This window comes from bacterium SCSIO 12844, from assembly GCA_024397935.1.
GTDB lineage: Bacteria > Pseudomonadota > Gammaproteobacteria > Francisellales > Francisellaceae > M0027.
On the sequence record CP073743.1, the window covers coordinates 2,718,112 to 2,743,465 of the forward strand.

The 25,354-nt window shown below is 38.7% G+C and carries 1 protein-coding gene (cut by a window edge); it reads right to left on the reverse strand.

What is annotated here, in order from left to right; genetic code table 11:
* A protein-coding gene (locus KFE69_12210; protein UTW42236.1) for a DUF4347 domain-containing protein crosses the window boundary here: on the reverse strand, positions 1-25,354 show its 3' portion. It continues 42,767 nt past the right edge of the window; 25,354 of the gene's 68,121 nt are visible here — the last part of the coding sequence; the start codon falls outside the window, past its right edge; it ends in the stop codon at positions 1-3.

The following is a 25,354-nucleotide window of genomic DNA, read 5'->3' on the forward strand; positions in this document are numbered from 1 at the left end:
TTACTTTTTACCAAACAGTTTTAATAAGTAATGTTTGGTTTGCTCTATCTGATAACGATAGCCTAACTCACGCTCTTTATCCCGCTCAGCAATCAACTGCTCAATATCAATTGATTGGTCATTTAAAAGCTTATCTTTAATGCTTTCTAATAAGCCAGGTGTTAAGAAAGTAGTAACATTATCTTGCGTAACTTTATCTAGCAGCTCAGCAATCATTGCTTTAACTTCACCTTGACTACTTTCCACACTAATGTTTTCTAGCTTAGCAATAGCTTCTTCTAAATTAGCGTCATTAAATAACTGATAAACTTCATTAACCTGAGCTTGTTCAATCACTGCACCATTACCATTTGCATGCCCATTACCATTTAGTGCAGCTTGCTCAATTTGCTCTACTTTATCAGAGCTTAATGAGAAATGAAGCTCATGATACATAACATTATCTTTATAAATTCTAGCAATAAAGTTTGTATCTCCATCATAATCAGAGTTACCAACATACTTCACGTTAACCTCATTTGCATTTGTTGATATTTCAAAACTTCCCTGATGAGGCTCAACGCCTTCGATTGACATTGTAACACCAGGCTGATTATAAACTGTAAATAAGTTTATACCATCTGTTTTTGGCACTAACGCTTTGAATGGATCAGATATAGTTCCTTGAGCAGTTAAAGCTGTTTCTATTTCAATTGAAATTGTAATTGATATCGTTGCATCAAGACCTGTAATATCATCACCAATACCTTCAGATGAAACCACTCCTTCATCTGGTGATGTTATGCCAACAAATAATGGTGGCCTATAATCTATAATATCAATTCTACTCAAGCCATCACGAGGTAAGAATACTTGACGATGCACATCAGATATAAAGGTATCACCACGATCAAAGCCATTTAACTGAATTAATCCACTATCTATAACGTGTGTACCATCTGTTACATGAAAGCGGAAGCTTGGTGCATTAAATGAATCATCGTGAAGGAAGCCAACTGTACCATTTAAAATTTCTTGGAAAGTAAATGCAGTGACTGGCGCACCTGTCGCTATATTAACAAATGATGCACTATTAATCTCAGTTAATGTAATAATTAAATTAACTGGAATTGTATCAAGATCAATAATATCAACAATGCTATTATCAAATACAACTAATACACCTCTATCTATCGTAAATGGTGTAACTGTTAATTGTGGTACATCTGCAATGTCAATAACATTAATCGCTACCGTATCAACATCTAAAAGACTTGTTGCATCGGTTGATGTAACAACCAATAAATCTGAACCAAAGTAATTTAAATCACCTAAATACTGTAAGCTTGCTAAGGTCGCATTAATATCTGCTTCACTACCTGTGATAGTTAAATCACCACTGCCATTACTACCGGCACTTATTGTCGCACTGCCTGATAAACTAACCGTTAAGCTACCATTACTTACTTGTAGACGTGTTGATGATAAATTACCATCTGGATCGGTAACACTGATACCGGCTATGGCTGTTAGTGTATCCTCTGGAATACTTTGAGCACCTGGCACTGTATTAATTGGTGCATCATCGGCCGGATTAACCGTAATTGTCACTGTATCTACATCTGTTAAGCTTGTTGGCAAGGTTGCATCGCTTGAAGTTACTGTTAAAGTATCTAAACCATTAAAGTCTTGGCTACCTTGATAAGTTAAACTTGCTAAGGTCGCATTAATATCAGCCTCACTACCTGTGATGGTTAAATCACCACTGCCATTACTACCTGCACTGATCGTTGCACTACCTGATAAGATAACTGTTAAGCTACCATCATTAACTTGTAATTGCGTACTTACTAAATCACCATCAACATCCGTTACACTGATTAAATTACCATTACCCACATTAAAGGCTAAGATTTCATCTTCATTAACACTTTGAGCACCTGGGACACTATTAACTGGAGCATCTGCTGTATTGGTTACTATAATCTCAACCGTATCAACATCACTTAAGCTTGTTGCATCGGTTGAGGTAACCGTTAATATATCTGAACCAATAAAGTCTGTATTACCTTGATAGGTTAAGCTTAATAACGTTGCATTAATGTCAGCTTCACTTCCTGAAATCGTTAAATCACCACTACCATTACTACCACCACTGATCGTTGCACTACCTGATAAAATTACCGTTAATATACCATTATTAACCGCTAATTGAGTGGATGATAAGTTGCCATTTGGATCGGTAACACTAATACTACCAATACCTAATATTGCTTCTTCGGCTACTGCTTGAGCACCTGGAACAGTATTAACTGGCGCATCCGATGGATTCGCTGAATTAACGGTTATACCTAATACATCAACATCTGATAATGCTGGCGCTGCACTGTCAAATGATGTAACTGTTAAGACATCTGCACCAGTAAAGCCTAAACTACCTTGATAAATTAAACTTGATAAGCTTGCATTAATATCTGCTTCACTGCCTGAAATCGTTAAATCACCACTGCCATTAGAACCCGCACTGATCGTTGCACCACCTACTAATATAACAGTCAAGCTACCATTATTTACTTGTAAGCGAGTCGTTGCTAAATTGCCATCAACATCCGTTACACTAATACCTGCAATGGCTAATGGTAATTCCTGATTGGCTGTTTGATTACCTGGTAAACTATTCACTGGTGGATCATTTAATGGATTAACATTAATCGCAACGGTATCTACATCTGATAATGGCGTTGCACTTGAATCTAATGATGTGACCGTTAAGACATCTGAACCATTATAATGTAAGTTAGCTTGATAGATTAAAGTTGCTAACGTTGCATTGATATCAGCCTCACTACCTGAGATGGTTAAATCACCACTGCCATTACTACCTGCACTTATCGTTGCACTACCTGATAAACTAATGGTTAATGTACCATTATTAACCTGTAATTGAGTCGATGATAAATTACCATCTGGATCTGTCACTGTAATGGCATTACCACCACCTAAGTTAAAGGCTAAGGCTGTATCTTCATCTACACTTTGAGCGCCTGGGACACTGTTAATTGGTGGATCATTATCTAATGAAGTAACATTAATCGCAACGGTATCTACATCACTTAAGCTTGTTGCATCGGTTGAAGTAACCGTTAATAAATCTGGACCAAAGTAGTCTTGATTACCCTGATATGTCAATGTCGCTAAGGTGTTATTAATATCAACTTCACTACCTGAAATCGTTAAGTCACCACTACCGTTACTACCGGCACTGATCGTTGCACTACCTGATAAGGTAACGGTTAAGAAACCATTATGCACTTCTAGGCGTGTTGTTGATAAGTTGCCATTTGGATCGGTAACACTGATACCGCCTAATGCTAAAACTGTATCTTCATTAATACTTTGAGCGCCAGGGAAAGTATTAACTGGGGCATCTGATGGATTCGCTGCATTAACTGTAATTGCAACAGTATCTACATCACTTAAGCCTGTTGGTAAGGTTGCATCAACTGAAGTCATCGTTAAGGTATCTGAACCAACAAAGGCTGCATTTCCTTCATAAATTAAGGTTGCTAAGGTATTGTTAATATCAGCTTCACTACCTGTGATGGTTAAATCACCGCTACCATTACTACCACTACTAATTGTCGCACTACCTGCTAAAGTAACCGTTAAGAAACCATTATTAACCTGTAATTGCGTACTTACTAAATTACCATCTGGGTCTGTAACACTTAAGCCTGTAATTGCATGTGGTAATTCTTGATCGGCTGTTTGAGCACCTGGCACTGTATTAATCGGTGCATCATTATCATTCGCTGTAACATTAATCGCCACTGTATCAACATCTAATAAACTCGTTGCATCTAATGAAAGTACCGTTAAGACATCTGGACCAAAGTAATCTTGATTGCCTTGATATTGTACGCTTGCTAATGTCGCATTGATATCCGCTTCACTACCTGAAATGGTTAAATCACCGCTGCCATTACTACCGGCACTTATTGTTGCACTGCCTGATAAGATAACAGTCAAGCTACCATTACTTACCGTTAATTGAGTCGATGATAAATTACCATCTGGATCGGTAACACTGATACCAGCTATGGCTGTTAATGTATCCTCTGGAATACTTTGAGCTCCTGGCACTGTATTAATCGGTGCATCATTATCTACTGCTGTGACAGTAATATTAATCGTATCTACATCAGTTAAACCAGTTGGTAAAGTTGCATCGGTTGACGTCATCGTTAAGGTATCTAAACCAAAGAAGTTAAAGTTACCTAAATAGGTTAATGAGGCTAAAGTTGCATTAATATCTGCTTCACTACCTGTGATGGTTAAATCACCACTGCCATTACTACCGCTACTTATCGTTGCACTGCCAACTAAGATCACTTCTAAAGTACCATTATTAACCTGTAACTGAGTTGAGACTAAGTTGCCATCTGGGTCGGTGACACTTAAGCCATTAATACCACTAGTAAAGGCTAAGGTTTCATCTTCATTGACTACTTGTGGGCCTGGCACTGTATTAATTGGTGCGTCATTATCTACTGCTGTGACATTAATCGCTACCGTATCAACATCTAAAAGACTTGTTGCATCGGTTGATGTAACAACCAATAAATCTGAACCAAAGTAATTTAAATCACCTAAATACTGTAAGCTTGCTAAGGTCGCATTAATATCTGCTTCACTACCTGAAATGGTTAAATCACCACTGCCATTACTACCGGCACTTATTGTCGCACTGCCTGATAAACTAACCGTTAAGCTACCATTACTTACTTGTAGACGTGTTGATGATAAATTACCATCTGGATCGGTAACACTGATACCGGCTATGGCTGTTAGTGTATCCTCTGGAATACTTTGAGCACCTGGCACTGTATTAATTGGTGCATCATCGGCCGGATTAACCGTAATTGTCACTGTATCTACATCTGTTAAGCTTGTTGGCAAGGTTGCATCGCTTGAAGTTACTGTTAAAGTATCTGAACCATTAAAGTCTTGGCTACCTTGATAAGTTAAACTTGCTAAGGTGGCATTAATATCAGCCTCACTACCTGTGATGGTTAAATCACCACTGCCATTACTACCACCACTGATCGTTGCACTACCTGATAAGATAACTGTTAAGCTACCATCATTAACTTGTAATTGCGTACTTACTAAATCACCATCAACATCCGTTACACTGATTAAATTACCATTACCCACATTAAAGGCTAAGATTTCATCTTCATTAACACTTTGAGCACCTGGAACACTATTAACCGGAGCATCTGCTGTATTGGTTACTATAATCTCAACCGTATCAACATCACTTAAGCTTGTTGCATCGGTTGAGGTAACCGTTAATATATCTGAACCAATAAAGTCTGTATTACCTTGATAGGTTAAGCTTAATAACGTTGCATTAATGTCAGCTTCACTACCTGAAATGGTTAAATCACCACTACCATTACTACCACCACTGATCGTTGCACTACCTGATAAAGTTACCGTTAATATACCATTATTAACCGCTAATTGAGTGGATGATAAGTTGCCATTTGGATCGGTAACACTAATACTACCAATACCTAATATTGCTTCTTCTGCTACTGCTTGAGCACCTGGAACAGTATTAACTGGCGCATCCGATGGATTCGCTGAATTAACTGTTATACCTAATACATCAACATCTGATAATGCTGGCGCTGCACTGTCAAATGATGTAACTGTTAAGACATCTGCACCAGTAAAGCCTAAACTACCTTGATAAATTAAACTTGATAAGCTTGCATTAATATCTGCTTCACTGCCTGAAATCGTTAAATCACCACTGCCATTAGAACCCGCACTGATCGTTGCACCACCTACTAATATAACAGTCAAGCTACCATTATTTACTTGTAAGCGAGTCGTTGCTAAATTGCCATCAACATCCGTTACACTAATACCTGAAATGGCTAATGGTAATTCCTGATTGGCTGTTTGATTACCTGGTAAACTATTCACTGGTGGATCATTTAATGGATTAACATTAATCGCAACGGTATCTACATCTGATAATGGCGTTGCACTTGAATCTAATGATGTGACCGTTAAGACATCTGAACCATTATAATGTAAGTTAGCTTGATAGATTAAAGTTGCTAACGTTGCATTGATATCAGCCTCACTACCTGAGATGGTTAAATCACCACTGCCATTACTACCACTACTAATTGTCGCACTACCTGCTAAAGTAACCGTTAAGAAACCATTATTAACCTGTAATTGAGTCGATGCTAAATTACCATCTGGATCAGTTACTGTAATAGCATTACCACCACCTAAGTTAAAGGCTAAGGCTGTATCTTCATCTACACTTTGAGCGCCTGGGACACTGTTAATTGGTGGATCATTATCTAATGAAGTAACATTAATCGCAACGGTATCTACATCACTTAAGCTTGTTGCATCGGTTGAAGTAACCGTTAATAAATCTGGACCAAAGTAGTCTTGATTACCCTGATATGTCAATGTCGCTAAGGTGTTATTAATATCAACTTCACTACCTGAAATCGTTAAGTCACCACTACCGTTACTACCGGCACTGATCGTTGCACTACCTGATAAGGTAACGGTTAAGAAACCATTATGCACTTCTAGGCGTGTTGTTGATAAGTTACCATTTGGATCGGTAACACTGATACCGCTTAATGCTAAAACTGTATCTTCATTAACACTTTGAGCGCCAGGGAAAGTATTAACTGGGGCATCTGATGGATTCGCTGCATTAACTGTAATTGCAACAGTATCTACATCACTTAAGCCTGTTGGTAAGGTTGCATCAACTGAAGTCATCGTTAAGGTATCTGAACCAACAAAGGCTGCATTTCCTTCATAAATTAAGGTTGCTAAGGTATTGTTAATATCAGCTTCACTACCTGTGATGGTTAAATCACCGCTACCATTACTACCACTACTAATTGTCGCACTACCTGCTAAAGTAACCGTTAAGAAACCATTATTAACCTGTAATTGCGTACTTACTAAATTACCATCTGGGTCTGTAACACTTAAGCCTGTAATTGCATGTGGTAATTCTTGATCGGCTGTTTGAGCACCTGGCACTGTATTAATCGGTGCATCATTATCATTCGCTGTAACATTAATCGCCACTGTATCAACATCTAATAAACTCGTTGCATCTAATGAAAGTACCGTTAAGACATCTGGACCAAAGTAATCTTGATTGCCTTGATATTGTACGCTTGCTAATGTCGCATTGATATCCGCTTCACTACCTGAAATGGTTAAATCACCGCTGCCATTACTACCGGCACTTATTGTTGCACTGCCTGATAAGATAACAGTCAAGCTACCATTACTTACCGTTAATTGAGTCGATGATAAATTACCATCTGGATCGGTAACACTGATACCAGCTATGGCTGTTAATGTATCCTCTGGAATACTTTGAGCTCCTGGCACTGTATTAATCGGTGCATCATTATCTACTGCTGTGACAGTAATATTAATCGTATCTACATCAGTTAAACCAGTTGGTAAAGTTGCATCGGTTGACGTCATCGTTAAGGTATCTAAACCAAAGAAGTTAAAGTTACCTAAATAGGTTAATGAGGCTAAAGTTGCATTAATATCTGCTTCACTACCTGTGATGGTTAAATCACCACTGCCATTACTACCGCTACTTATCGTTGCACTGCCAACTAAGATCACTTCTAAAGTACCATTATTAACCTGTAACTGAGTTGAGACTAAGTTGCCATCTGGGTCGGTGACACTTAAGCCATTAATACCACTAGTAAAGGCTAAGGTTTCATCTTCATTGACTACTTGTGGGCCTGGCACTGTATTAATTGGTGCGTCATTATCTACTGCTGTGACATTAATCGCTACCGTATCAACATCTAAAAGACTTGTTGCATCGGTTGATGTAACAACCAATAAATCTGAACCAAAGTAATTTAAATCACCTAAATACTGTAAGCTTGCTAAGGTCGCATTAATATCTGCTTCACTACCTGAAATGGTTAAATCACCACTGCCATTACTACCGGCACTTATTGTCGCACTGCCTGATAAACTAACCGTTAAGCTACCATTACTTACTTGTAGACGTGTTGATGATAAATTACCATCTGGATCGGTAACACTGATACCGGCTATGGCTGTTAGTGTATCCTCTGGAATACTTTGAGCACCTGGCACTGTATTAATTGGTGCATCATCGGCCGGATTAACCGTAATTGTCACTGTATCTACATCTGTTAAGCTTGTTGGCAAGGTTGCATCGCTTGAAGTTACTGTTAAAGTATCTGAACCATTAAAGTCTTGGCTACCTTGATAAGTTAAACTTGCTAAGGTGGCATTAATATCAGCCTCACTACCTGTGATGGTTAAATCACCACTGCCATTACTACCACCACTGATCGTTGCACTACCTGATAAGATAACTGTTAAGCTACCATCATTAACTTGTAATTGCGTACTTACTAAATCACCATCAACATCCGTTACACTGATTAAATTACCATTACCCACATTAAAGGCTAAGATTTCATCTTCATTAACACTTTGAGCACCTGGAACACTATTAACCGGAGCATCTGCTGTATTGGTTACTATAATCTCAACCGTATCAACATCACTTAAGCTTGTTGCATCGGTTGAGGTAACCGTTAATATATCTGAACCAATAAAGTCTGTATTACCTTGATAGGTTAAGCTTAATAACGTTGCATTAATGTCAGCTTCACTACCTGAAATGGTTAAATCACCACTACCATTACTACCACCACTGATCGTTGCACTACCTGATAAAGTTACCGTTAATATACCATTATTAACCGCTAATTGAGTGGATGATAAGTTGCCATTTGGATCGGTAACACTAATACTACCAATACCTAATATTGCTTCTTCTGCTACTGCTTGAGCACCTGGAACAGTATTAACTGGCGCATCCGATGGATTCGCTGAATTAACTGTTATACCTAATACATCAACATCTGATAATGCTGGCGCTGCACTGTCAAATGATGTAACTGTTAAGACATCTGCACCAGTAAAGCCTAAACTACCTTGATAAATTAAACTTGATAAGCTTGCATTAATATCTGCTTCACTGCCTGAAATCGTTAAATCACCACTGCCATTAGAACCCGCACTGATCGTTGCACCACCTACTAATATAACAGTCAAGCTACCATTATTTACTTGTAAGCGAGTCGTTGCTAAATTGCCATCAACATCCGTTACACTAATACCTGAAATGGCTAATGGTAATTCCTGATTGGCTGTTTGATTACCTGGTAAACTATTCACTGGTGGATCATTTAATGGATTAACATTAATCGCAACGGTATCTACATCTGATAATGGCGTTGCACTTGAATCTAATGATGTGACCGTTAAGACATCTGAACCATTATAATGTAAGTTAGCTTGATAGATTAAAGTTGCTAACGTTGCATTGATATCAGCCTCACTACCTGAGATGGTTAAATCACCACTGCCATTACTACCACTACTAATTGTCGCACTACCTGCTAAAGTAACCGTTAAGAAACCATTATTAACCTGTAATTGAGTCGATGCTAAATTACCATCTGGATCAGTTACTGTAATAGCATTACCACCACCTAAGTTAAAGGCTAAGGCTGTATCTTCATCTACACTTTGAGCGCCTGGGACACTGTTAATTGGTGGATCATTATCTAATGAGGTCACATTAATCGCAACGGTATCTACATCACTTAAGCTTGTTGCATCGGTTGAAGTAACCGTTAATAAATCTGGACCAAAGTAGTCTTGATTACCCTGATATGTCAATGTCGCTAAGGTGTTATTAATATCAACTTCACTACCTGAAATCGTTAAGTCACCACTACCGTTACTACCGGCACTGATCGTTGCACTACCTGATAAGGTAACGGTTAAGAAACCATTATGCACTTCTAGGCGTGTTGTTGATAAGTTACCATTTGGATCGGTAACACTGATACCGCTTAATGCTAAAACTGCATCTTCATTAACACTTTGAGCGCCAGGGACAGTATTAACTGGAGCATCTGATGGATTCGCTGCATTAACTGTAATTGCAACAGTATCTACATCACTTAAGCCTGTTGGTAAGGTTGCATCAACTGAAGTCATCGTTAAGGTATCTGAACCAACAAAGGCTGCATTTCCTTCATAAATTAAGGTTGCTAAAGTATTGTTAATATCAGCTTCACTACCAGTAATGGTTAAATCACCGCTACCATTACTACCACTACTAATTGTCGCACTACCTGCTAAAGTAACCGTTAAGAAACCATTATTAACCTGTAATTGCGTACTTACTAAATTACCATCTGGGTCTGTAACACTTAAGCCTGTAATTGCATGTGGTAATTCTTGATCGGCTGTTTGAGCACCTGGCACTGTATTAATCGGTGCATCATTATCATTCGCTGTAACATTAATCGCCACTGTATCAACATCTAATAAACTCGTTGCATCTAATGAAAGTACCGTTAAGACATCTGGACCAAAGTAATCTTGATTGCCTTGATATTGTACGCTTGCTAATGTCGCATTGATATCCGCTTCACTACCTGAAATGGTTAAATCACCGCTGCCATTACTACCGGCACTTATTGTTGCACTGCCTGATAAGATAACAGTCAAGCTACCATTACTTACCGTTAATTGAGTCGATGATAAATTACCATCTGGATCGGTAACACTGATACCAGCTATGGCTGTTAATGTATCCTCTGGAATACTTTGAGCTCCTGGCACTGTATTAATCGGTGCATCATTATCTACTGCTGTGACAGTAATATTAATCGTATCTACATCAGTTAAACCAGTTGGTAAAGTTGCATCGATTGACGTCATCGTTAAGGTATCTAAACCAAAGAAGTTAAAGTTACCTAAATAGGTTAATGAGGCTAAAGTTGCATTAATATCTGCTTCACTACCTGTGATGGTTAAATCACCACTGCCATTACTACCGCTACTTATCGTTGCACTGCCAACTAAGATCACTTCTAAAGTACCATTATTAACCTGTAACTGAGTTGAGACTAAGTTGCCATCTGGATCGGTGACACTTAAGCCATTAATACCACTAGTAAAGGCTAAGGTTTCATCTTCATTAACTACTTGCGGACCTGGCACTGTATTAATTGGTGCATCATTATCTACTGCTGTGACATTAATCGCTACCGTATCAACATCTAAAAGGCTTGTTGCATCGGTTGATGTAACAACCAATAAATCTGAACCAAAGTAATTTAAATCACCTAAATACTGTAAGCTTGCTAAGGTCGCATTAATATCTGCTTCACTACCTGAAATGGTTAAATCACCACTGCCATTACTACCGGCACTTATTGTCGCACTGCCTGATAAACTAACCGTTAAGCTACCATTACTTACTTGTAGACGTGTTGATGATAAATTACCATCTGGATCGGTAACACTGATACCGGCTATGGCTGTTAGTGTATCCTCTGGAATACTTTGAGCACCTGGCACTGTATTAATTGGTGCATCATCGGCCGGATTAACCGTAATTGTCACTGTATCTACATCTGTTAAGCTTGTTGGCAAGGTTGCATCGCTTGAAGTTACTGTTAAAGTATCTGAACCATTAAAGTCTTGGCTACCTTGATAAGTTAAACTTGCTAAGGTGGCATTAATATCAGCCTCACTACCTGTGATGGTTAAATCACCACTGCCATTACTACCACCACTGATCGTTGCACTACCTGATAAGATAACTGTTAAGCTACCATCATTAACTTGTAATTGCGTACTTACTAAATCACCATCAACATCCGTTACACTGATTAAATTACCATTACCCACATTAAAGGCTAAGATTTCATCTTCATTAACACTTTGAGCACCTGGAACACTATTAACCGGAGCATCTGCTGTATTGGTTACTATAATCTCAACCGTATCAACATCACTTAAGCTTGTTGCATCGGTTGAGGTAACCGTTAATATATCTGAACCAATAAAGTCTGTATTACCTTGATAGGTTAAGCTTAATAACGTTGCATTAATGTCAGCTTCACTACCTGAAATGGTTAAATCACCACTACCATTACTACCACCACTGATCGTTGCACTACCTGATAAAGTTACCGTTAATATACCATTATTAACCGCTAATTGAGTGGATGATAAGTTGCCATTTGGATCGGTAACACTAATACTACCAATACCTAATATTGCTTCTTCTGCTACTGCTTGAGCACCTGGAACAGTATTAACTGGCGCATCCGATGGATTCGCTGAATTAACTGTTATACCTAATACATCAACATCTGATAATGCTGGCGCTGCACTGTCAAATGATGTAACTGTTAAGACATCTGCACCAGTAAAGCCTAAACTACCTTGATAAATTAAACTTGATAAGCTTGCATTAATATCTGCTTCACTGCCTGAAATCGTTAAATCACCACTGCCATTAGAACCCGCACTGATCGTTGCACCACCTACTAATATAACAGTCAAGCTACCATTATTTACTTGTAAGCGAGTCGTTGCTAAATTGCCATCAACATCCGTTACACTAATACCTGAAATGGCTAATGGTAATTCCTGATTGGCTGTTTGATTACCTGGTAAACTATTCACTGGTGGATCATTTAATGGATTAACATTAATCGCAACGGTATCTACATCTGATAATGGCGTTGCACTTGAATCTAATGATGTGACCGTTAAGACATCTGAACCATTATAATGTAAGTTAGCTTGATAGATTAAAGTTGCTAACGTTGCATTGATATCAGCCTCACTACCTGAGATGGTTAAATCACCACTGCCATTACTACCACTACTAATTGTCGCACTACCTGCTAAAGTAACCGTTAAGAAACCATTATTAACCTGTAATTGAGTCGATGCTAAATTACCATCTGGATCAGTTACTGTAATAGCATTACCACCACCTAAGTTAAAGGCTAAGGCTGTATCTTCATCTACACTTTGAGCGCCTGGGACACTGTTAATTGGTGGATCATTATCTAATGAGGTCACATTAATCGCAACGGTATCTACATCACTTAAGCTTGTTGCATCGGTTGAAGTAACCGTTAATAAATCTGGACCAAAGTAGTCTTGATTACCCTGATATGTCAATGTCGCTAAGGTGTTATTAATATCAACTTCACTACCTGAAATCGTTAAGTCACCACTACCGTTACTACCGGCACTGATCGTTGCACTACCTGATAAGGTAACGGTTAAGAAACCATTATGCACTTCTAGGCGTGTTGTTGATAAGTTACCATTTGGATCGGTAACACTGATACCGCTTAATGCTAAAACTGCATCTTCATTAACACTTTGAGCGCCAGGGACAGTATTAACTGGAGCATCTGATGGATTCGCTGCATTAACTGTAATTGCAACAGTATCTACATCACTTAAGCCTGTTGGTAAGGTTGCATCAACTGAAGTCATCGTTAAGGTATCTGAACCAACAAAGGCTGCATTTCCTTCATAAATTAAGGTTGCTAAAGTATTGTTAATATCAGCTTCACTACCAGTAATGGTTAAATCACCGCTACCATTACTACCACTACTAATTGTCGCACTACCTGCTAAAGTAACCGTTAAGAAACCATTATTAACCTGTAATTGCGTACTTACTAAATTACCATCTGGGTCTGTAACACTTAAGCCTGTAATTGCATGTGGTAATTCTTGATCGGCTGTTTGAGCACCTGGCACTGTATTAATCGGTGCATCATTATCATTCGCTGTAACATTAATCGCCACTGTATCAACATCTAATAAACTCGTTGCATCTAATGAAAGTACCGTTAAGACATCTGGACCAAAGTAATCTTGATTGCCTTGATATTGTACGCTTGCTAATGTCGCATTGATATCCGCTTCACTACCTGTGATGGTTAAATCACCACTGCCATTACTACCGGCACTTATTGTTGCACTGCCTGATAAGATAACAGTCAAGCTACCATTACTTACCGTTAATTGAGTCGATGATAAATTACCATCTGGATCGGTAACACTGATACCAGCTATGGCTGTTAATGTATCCTCTGGAATACTTTGAGCTCCTGGCACTGTATTAATCGGTGCATCATTATCTACTGCTGTGACAGTAATATTAATCGTATCTACATCAGTTAAACCAGTTGGTAAAGTTGCATCGATTGACGTCATCGTTAAGGTATCTAAACCAAAGAAGTTAAAGTTACCTAAATAGGTTAATGAGGCTAAAGTTGCATTAATATCTGCTTCACTACCTGTGATGGTTAAATCACCACTGCCATTACTACCGCTACTTATCGTTGCACTGCCAACTAAGATCACTTCTAAAGTACCATTATTAACCTGTAACTGAGTTGAGACTAAGTTGCCATCTGGGTCGGTGACACTTAAGCCATTAATACCACTAGTAAAGGCTAAGGTTTCATCTTCATTGACTACTTGTGGGCCTGGCACTGTATTAATTGGTGCATCATTATCTACTGCTGTGACATTAATCGCTACCGTATCAACATCTAAAAGGCTTGTTGCATCGGTTGATGTAACAACCAATAAATCTGAACCAAAGTAATTTAAATCACCTAAATACTGTAAGCTTGCTAAGGTCGCATTAATATCTGCTTCACTACCTGAAATGGTTAAATCACCACTGCCATTACTACCGGCACTTATTGTCGCACTGCCTGATAAACTAACCGTTAAGCTACCATTATTTACTTGTAGACGTGTTGATGATAAATTACCATCTGGATCGGTAACACTGATACCGGCTATGGCTGTTAGTGTATCCTCTGGAATACTTTGAGCACCTGGCACTGTATTAATTGGTGCATCATCGGCCGGATTAACCGTAATTGTCACTGTATCTACATCTGTTAAGCTTGTTGGCAAGGTTGCATCGCTTGAAGTTACTGTTAAAGTATCTGAACCATTAAAGTCTTGGCTACCTTGATAAGTTAAACTTGCTAAGGTGGCATTAATATCAGCCTCACTACCTGTGATGGTTAAATCACCACTGCCATTACTACCACCACTGATCGTTGCACTACCTGATAAGATAACTGTTAAGCTACCATCATTAACTTGTAATTGCGTACTTACTAAATCACCATCAACATCCGTTACACTGATTAAATTACCATTACCCACATTAAAGGCTAAGATTTCATCTTCATTAACACTTTGAGCACCTGGAACACTATTAACCGGAGCATCTGCTGTATTGGTTACTATAATCTCAACCGTATCAGCATCACTTAAGCTTGTTGCATCGGTTGAGGTAACCGTTAATATATCTGAACCAATAAAGTCTGTATTACCTTGATAGGTTAAGCTTAATAACGTTGCATTAATGTCAGCTTCACTACCTGAAATGGTTAAATCACCACTACCATTACTACCACCACTGATCGTTGCACTACCTGATAAAGTTACCGTTAATATACCATTATTAACCGCTAATTGAGTGGATGATAAGTTGCCATTTGGATCGGTAACACTAATACTACCAATACCTAATATTGCTTCTTCTGCTACTGCTTGAGCACCTGGAACAGTATTAACTGGCGCATCCGATGGATTCGCTGAATTAACTGTTATACCTAATACATCAACATCTGATAATGCTGGCGCTGCACTGTCAAATGATGTAACTGTTAAGACATCTGCACCAGTAAAGCCTAAACTACCTTGATAGATTAAACTTGATAAGCTTGCATTAATATCTGCTTCACTGCCTGAAATCGTTAAATCACCACTGCCATTAGAACCCGCACTGATCGTTGCACCACCTACTAATATAACAGTCAAGCTACCATTATTTACTTGTAAGCGAGTCGTTGCTAAATTGCCATCAACATCCGTTACACTAATACCTGCAATGGCTAATGGTAATTCCTGATTGGCTGTTTGATTACCTGGTAAACTATTCACTGGTGGATCATTTAATGGATTAACATTAATCGCAACGGTATCTACATCTGATAATGGCGTTGCACTTGAATCTAATGATGTGACCGTTAAGACATCTGAACCATTATAATGTAAGTTAGCTTGATAGATTAAAGTTGCTAACGTTGCATTGATATCAGCCTCACTACCTGAGATGGTTAAATCACCACTGCCATTACTACCTGCACTTATCGTTGCACTACCTGATAAACTAATGGTTAATGTACCATTATTAACCTGTAATTGAGTCGATGATAAATTACCATCTGGATCTGTCACTGTAATGGCATTACCACCACCTAAGTTAAAGGCTAAGGCTGTATCTTCATCTACACTTTGAGCGCCTGGGACACTGTTAATTGGTGGATCATTATCTAATGAAGTAACATTAATCGCAACGGTATCTACATCACTTAAGCTTGTTGCATCGGTTGAAGTAACCGTTAATAAATCTGGACCAAAGTAGTCTTGATTACCCTGATATGTCAATGTCGCTAAGGTGTTATTAATATCAACTTCACTACCTGAAATCGTTAAGTCACCACTACCGTTACTACCGGCACTGATCGTTGCACTACCTGATAAGGTAACGGTTAAGAAACCATTATGCACTTCTAGGCGTGTTGTTGATAAGTTACCATTTGGATCGGTAACACTGATACCGCTTAATGCTAAAACTGTATCTTCATTAACACTTTGAGCGCCAGGGAAAGTATTAACTGGGGCATCTGATGGATTCGCTGCATTAACTGTAATTGCAACAGTATCTACATCACTTAAGCCTGTTGGTAAGGTTGCATCAACTGAAGTCATCGTTAAGGTATCTGAACCAACAAAGGCTGCATTTCCTTCATAAATTAAGGTTGCTAAGGTATTGTTAATATCAGCTTCACTACCTGTGATGGTTAAATCACCGCTACCATTACTACCACTACTAATTGTCGCACTACCTGCTAAAGTAACCGTTAAGAAACCATTATTAACCTGTAATTGCGTACTTACTAAATTACCATCTGGGTCTGTAACACTTAAGCCTGTAATTGCATGTGGTAATTCTTGATCGGCTGTTTGAGCACCTGGCACTGTATTAATCGGTGCATCATTATCATTCGCTGTAACATTAATCGCCACTGTATCAACATCTAATAAACTCGTTGCATCTAATGAAAGTACCGTTAAGACATCTGGACCAAAGTAATCTTGATTGCCTTGATATTGTACGCTTGCTAATGTCGCATTGATATCCGCTTCACTACCTGAAATGGTTAAATCACCGCTGCCATTACTACCGGCACTTATTGTTGCACTGCCTGATAAGATAACAGTCAAGCTACCATTACTTACCGTTAATTGAGTCGATGATAAATTACCATCTGGATCGGTAACACTGATACCAGCTATGGCTGTTAATGTATCCTCTGGAATACTTTGAGCTCCTGGCACTGTATTAATCGGTGCATCATTATCTACTGCTGTGACAGTAATATTAATCGTATCTACATCAGTTAAACCAGTTGGTAAAGTTGCATCGGTTGACGTCATCGTTAAGGTATCTAAACCAAAGAAGTTAAAGTTACCTAAATAGGTTAATGAGGCTAAAGTTGCATTAATATCTGCTTCACTACCTGTGATGGTTAAATCACCACTGCCATTACTACCGCTACTTATCGTTGCACTGCCAACTAAGATCACTTCTAAAGTACCATTATTAACCTGTAACTGAGTTGAGACTAAGTTGCCATCTGGATCGGTGACACTTAAGCCATTAATACCACTAGTAAAGGCTAAGGTTTCATCTTCATTAACTACTTGCGGACCTGGCACTGTATTAATTGGTGCATCATTATCTACTGCTGTGACATTAATCGCTACCGTATCAACATCTAAAAGGCTTGTTGCATCGGTTGATGTAACAACCAATAAATCTGAACCAAAGTAATTTAAATCACCTAAATACTGTAAGCTTGCTAAGGTCGCATTAATATCTGCTTCACTACCTGTGATAGTTAAATCACCACTGCCATTACTACCGGCACTTATTGTCGCACTGCCTGATAAACTAACCGTTAAGCTACCATTACTTACTTGTAGACGTGTTGATGATAAATTACCATCTGGATCGGTAACACTGATACCGGCTATGGCTGTTAGTGTATCCTCTGGAATACTTTGAGCACCTGGCACTGTATTAATTGGTGCATCATCGGCCGGATTAACCGTAATTGTCACTGTATCTACATCTGTTAAGCTTGTTGGCAAGGTTGCATCGCTTGAAGTTACTGTTAAAGTATCTAAACCATTAAAGTCTTGGCTACCTTGATAAGTTAAACTTGCTAAGGTCGCATTAATATCAGCCTCACTACCTGTGATGGTTAAATCACCACTGCCATTACTACCTGCACTGATCGTTGCACTACCTGATAAGATAACTGTTAAGCTACCATCATTAACTTGTAATTGCGTACTTACTAAATCACCATCAACATCCGTTACACTGATTAAATTACCATTACCCACATTAAAGGCTAAGATTTCATCTTCATTAACACTTTGAGCACCTGGGACACTATTAACTGGAGCATCTGCTGTATTGGTTACTATAATCTCAACCGTATCAACATCACTTAAGCTTGTTGCATCGGTTGAGGTAACCGTTAATATATCTGAACCAATAAAGTCTGTATTACCTTGATAGGTTAAGCTTAATAACGTTGCATTAATGTCAGCTTCACTTCCTGAAATCGTTAAATCACCACTACCATTACTACCACCACTGATCGTTGCACTACCTGATAAAATTACCGTTAATATACCATTATTAACCGCTAATTGAGTGGATGATAAGTTGCCATTTGGATCGGTAACACTAATACTACCAATACCTAATATTGCTTCTTCGGCTACTGCTTGAGCACCTGGAACAGTATTAACTGGCGCATCCGATGGATTCGCTGAATTAACGGTTATACCTAATACATCAACATCTGATAATGCTGGCGCTGCACTGTCAAATGATGTAACTGTTAAGACATCTGCACCAGTAAAGCCTAAACTACCTTGATAAATTAAACTTGATAAGCTTGCATTAATATCTGCTTCACTGCCTGAAATCGTTAAATCACCACTGCCATTAGAACCCGCACTGATCGTTGCACCACCTACTAATATAACAGTCAAGCTACCATTATTTACTTGTAAGCGAGTCGTTGCTAAATTGCCATCAACATCCGTTACACTAATACCTGCAATGGCTAATGGTAATTCCTGATTGGCTGTTTGATTACCTGGTAAACTATTCACTGGTGGATCATTTAATGGATTAACATTAATCGCAACGGTATCTACATCTGATAATGGCGTTGCACTTGAATCTAATGATGTGACCGTTAAGACATCTGAACCATTATAATGTAAGTTAGCTTGATAGATTAAAGTTGCTAACGTTGCATTGATATCAGCCTCACTACCTGAGATGGTTAAATCACCACTGCCATTACTACCTGCACTTATCGTTGCACTACCTGATAAACTAATGGTTAATGTACCATTATTAACCTGTAATTGAGTCGATGATAAATTACCATCTGGATCTGTCACTGTAATGGCATTACCACCACCTAAGTTAAAGGCTAAGGCTGTATCTTCATCTACACTTTGAGCGCCTGGGACACTGTTAATTGGTGGATCATTATCTAATGAAGTAACATTAATCGCAACGGTATCTACATCACTTAAGCTTGTTGCATCGGTTGAAGTAACCGTTAATAAATCTGGACCAAAGTAGTCTTGATTACCCTGATATGTCAATGTCGCTAAGGTGTTATTAATATCAACTTCACTACCTGAAATCGTTAAGTCACCACTACCGTTACTACCGGCACTGATCGTTGCACTACCTGATAAGGTAACGGTTAAGAAACCATTATGCACTTCTAGGCGTGTTGTTGATAAGTTGCCATTTGGATCGGTAACACTGATACCGCCTAATGCTAAAACTGTATCTTCATTAATACTTTGAGCGCCAGGGAAAGTATTAACTGGGGCATCTGATGGATTCGCTGCATTAACTGTAATTGCAACAGTATCTACATCACTTAAGCCTGTTGGTAAGGTTGCATCAACTGAAGTCATCGTTAAGGTATCTGAACCAACAAAGGCTGCATTTCCTTCATAAATTAAGGTTGCTAAGGTATTGTTAATATCAGCTTCACTACCTGTGATGGTTAAATCACCGCTACCATTACTACCACTACTAATTGTCGCACTACCTGCTAAAGTAACCGTTAAGAAACCATTATTAACCTGTAATTGCGTACTTACTAAATTACCATCTGGGTCTGTAACACTTAAGCCTGTAATTGCATGTGGTAATTCTTGATCGGCTGTTTGAGCACCTGGCACTGTATTAATCGGTGCATCATTATCATTCGCTGTAACATTAATCGCCACTGTATCAACATCTAATAAACTCGTTGCATCTAATGAAAGTACCGTTAAGACATCTGGACCAAAGTAATCTTGATTGCCTTGATATTGTACGCTTGCTAATGTCGCATTGATATCCGCTTCACTACCTGAAATGGTTAAATCACCGCTGCCATTACTACCGGCACTTATTGTTGCACTGCCTGATAAGATAACAGTCAAGCTACCATTACTTACCGTTAATTGAGTCGATGATAAATTACCATCTGGATCGGTAACACTGATACCAGCTATGGCTGTTAATGTATCCTCTGGAATACTTTGAGCTCCTGGCACTGTATTAATCGGTGCATCATTATCTACTGCTGTGACAGTAATATTAATCGTATCTACATCAGTTAAACCAGTTGGTAAAGTTGCATCGGTTGACGTCATCGTTAAGGTATCTAAACCAAAGAAGTTAAAGTTACCTAAATAGGTTAATGAGGCTAAAGTTGCATTAATATCTGCTTCACTACCTGTGATGGTTAAATCACCACTGCCATTACTACCGCTACTTATCGTTGCACTGCCAACTAAGATCACTTCTAAAGTACCATTATTAACCTGTAACTGAGTTGAGACTAAGTTGCCATCTGGGTCGGTGACACTTAAGCCATTAATACCACTAGTAAAGGCTAAGGTTTCATCTTCATTAACTACTTGCGGACCTGGCACTGTATTAATTGGTGCGTCAGGTAAATTGGTTACTCGAATATTGGTAAATAAAGCTAACTGATCATTTGTATCATCTCCGCCATTGGCAACCCCACCACTATCTTGAATACTTTCAATTCTAAATGATTTCATAGTCTCAGTTGGTGCTAGGCTTGTATTTTCATAAGCAATTGCATCAACTAATGCTTCTGCCTGAGCCGTTGTTATTGAGGCACTATCAAAAGTAATTGTTGCAATGCTACCAGCAACAGATACACCATAACTAAAACCATTAGTTGCCGTTGTACCTGAATTTAAATCAACCAAGTCAATCGCTGTACCATCAATATGCATTTTCTCATCAATGCCATCAAATACATTAAATAACTTGAATTCAAAGCCTATAATTGATTGTCCTGCTTCAACTGTTGAAACACTGGCATTTTCAAATAAGCTAACTGGGGTATCGCCTTGATTAAAGTCTACAAATACATCATAAACTTGCAACTGTCCTGCATTGGAACCACTACCATCATTTAATGGTGCACCAATAATAATACGAGAGAAACTTTCACTTAATGCAACGGCACTTCCTAAACGGTCACCTGCCGCTTCTCCATTAATGGTTGATCCATATTGGCCCCAAGTAGTACCATTCCACTCAAAGATACGTACCTGACCTGCTTCAGGGCCATTAGCATCATTCTGATCTGCGCCGATAACAACAAAGTTACCTCCTCCACTCATTGAAATTGAGCGGCCTGAGAAATCTTGTGCAGCTGAACCATCAATATCACCGCCTAATTGAACCCAATTAGTACCATCAAAATCAAATATTCTAACACTACCAGCATGTGTACCTGCACCATCATTATTCGGTGCACCTACTGCTATTCTGCCACCATCAAAACTAATAGCAACTGAACTACCAAAACGGTCATCTGAGCCTTCTCCTTCAATGTCTGATCCTACCTGATTCCAGCTAGAACCATCCCAACTATATACACGCACATGTCCGCTATCAAGTCCAGCCACACCGTCATTTAATGGTGCGCCAATAATAACAGTAGTTCCATCATCACTAATTGCTACAGAGCTACCTGAGAAGTCTGTTGAAGACTCACCATTAATTCCTAAACCTAACTGGTTCCAAGAAGAGCCATCCCAATCAAAAATACGTACCTGGCCACTGTTTGAACCATTACTATCATTATTTGGTGACCCAACAACTAAACGATTACCACTACCATTAAATGATACGGCAAAGCCTGCTTCATCACCAGCAGCTAGACCATCAATATCACTACCTGCTTGAACCCAATTTGAACCATCCCAGTCAAATATTCGTACATGACCACTATTTGAACCAGCATCATCATTATGAATTGCACCAATGGCTATACGATTACCATCATCACTCATAGTTAATGAATAAATCATATCACCCGCGGCTTCAGCTGAGATATCACTACCTACTTGTGTCCAATCAATGCCATTAAGCTCATATATTCTAACATAATCACCATTAATTGAGGCTGCTGCAACACGATTACCATTTGCATCTGAAGCAACAGCTGAACCAAAGTTATCACTGCCAGCTAAGCCATCTAAATCACTACCTAACTGTTGAACTGTACCTAATGAATCAGCTGTTAATATTGGTTCATCATTAACTTCTGTAATATCAATTAATATTGTTGCTACATTTGACTGGGCATCACCATCATTAACGTAAAAGTCAACTTGACGCTGTGTTGCATCAGGGTCTTCTGATGTATTTTCATAACGCACTGTTGCTAATAATTGTTCATACTCAGACTTAGTCACATCATTAACTACATCTGAGCTAAAGGTAATTGTATTACCAACTATATTACCAGTAACACCGATTGAAGTTGCAAATGTTGTATCATAAGTTAAGACATCTTCAGCTGCCTGATAACCTGAAGAAATAACAACCGTTGCTGATTCCATAAAGTCATCATCAACATCAGTAATTGAAAATTCAGGATGAATCACTGTTGCTGGATCATTTTCTGTATAGGTAAGTGTTTCTTGTAATGAAACTAGCTCAAAAATTCTAACATGGCCTGCGTTATTACCCGCATCATCATTAAAAGGTGCACCAATGGCAACTCGACTGCCATCACTACTAATCGAAATTGAAGCACCACTACTATCAACTGCTGCTTCTCCATCGATATCCATACCACCTATTTGTATCCAATCTGTTCCATTAAAGTCATAAATACGTACATGACCACTACCTAAACCATTACCATCATTAGAACTTGCACCAATCGCTATTCGAGAACCATCTCCAATTAATGAAATTGAATTTCCACTACTATCATTATCTAATTCACCATCTATGTCCGTACCTACTTGTACCCAAACTGAACCATTCCAATCGAAAACACGAACATGACCACGAAGTGAACCACCACCATCATTAAAAAGTGCACTAATGGCAACACGATTACCATCTGAAGTTAATGAGACTGAAGCTCCACTACTATCACCTGCTGCCTCGCCATCTATATCTAATCCTAATTGTATCCAAGCTGAACCATTATATCGATAAATACGTACATGACCGCTATCTGCACCATTGCCATCATTAGTTCGAGAGCCAATAGCAACTGTACTTCCATCTGTACTTAATGAAATTGCAAGCCCACTTTGATCTCCTGCTGCTTCGCCATCTAGGTCTGCCCCTACTTGTACCCAATTGCTTCCATCCCAATCAAAAATTCGTACATGACCAGAATCTATGCCATTAACTCCATCATTTAAATGAGCACCAATAGCAACCCTTGAGCCATCAGAGTTCATAGCAACAGAATAACCACTACTATCTCCTGCTGCTTCACCACTGATATCTGCTCCTACCTGCATCCAAGCTGAACCATTATATTCAAAAATTCGTACATGGCCACTTGAACTACCAGTATCATCATTAAAGATTGCACCAATGGCAACTCGGTTTCCATCATCACTTAAAGATACTGAGAAACCACTCCAGTCATCTGCTGCTTCTCCATCAATATCAGAACCCAATTGCGTCCAAACACCTGCAATTAATTCATAAATACGTACATGACCACTATTATTACCATTACCATCATTTGTAAATGCACCAACTGCTGCACGAGTTCCATCACTACTTAGTGATACTGAACTACCACTACCATCATCTGCCGCTTCACCATCAATATCTGAGCCTAATTGCTCAAAATCAATCAATTCTAAAACTGGTGCGTCATTCACTGGCGTAATATTTATTAATACTTTTGAAAGATTAGAAGTATCATCTCCATCATTAATATAAAAATCAACATGGCGTGTTGTTAAATCTGGATTATCTGAAATATTCTCATAAGTAATACTTGCAAATAAGTTTTCATATTCAGTTTTAGTCACTGTCTCTACAGTATCTGAAGTAAAGGAAATTGTATTACCAACAATAACACCTGTCACTCCAATTGATGTTGCATATGCCGTATTATAAGATAATCTGTCTTCGCCTGAATGATAGCCTACAGAAATTGTAACTGTTGCTGATTCCATAAAGTCATCGTCAACATCGGTTACTGAGAACTCTGAATAAACAATTAATGCACCATCGCCTTCTGTATAGCTAAGTGCTTCTTGTGTTGAAGTTAAATTATAAACTCGTACATGACCTGCATCTAGCCCAGTTGCATCATTTAATGGTGCACCGATCGCTAACCTTTGACCATCGCGACTTAATGAAACTGAGAAACCACTAATATCATCTGCAGCCTCTCCATCAATATCCATAGAGCCAATTTGTACCCAATCTGTACCATTATAGTCATAAACTCTTACATGACCTGCATTATTACCATTACCATCATTATTAATCGCACCAACTGCTAATCTTTCACCATCGGCACTTAAACTAACTGAATAACCACTTTCATCGTCGGCTGCTTCACCATCAATATCACTACCTAGTTGATTCCAACTACTTCCATCATATTCAAAAATACGCACATGACCGCTGTTGTTGCCGCCATCGTCATTTTCAACAGCACCTATAGCAACCCTTGAGCCAGTTGCATTAAAGCTAACTGAGTAACCACTTTGATCACCTAATGCTTCACCATCAATATCTGCACCTAGCTGATTCCAACTACTACCATCATATTCAAAAATACGTACATGACCACTTTGAGAACCAGTTCCATCATTATAACGTGCACCAATGGCAACTCGATCTCCTACATCATTAAAGGTTACTGAGAAACCACTTTCA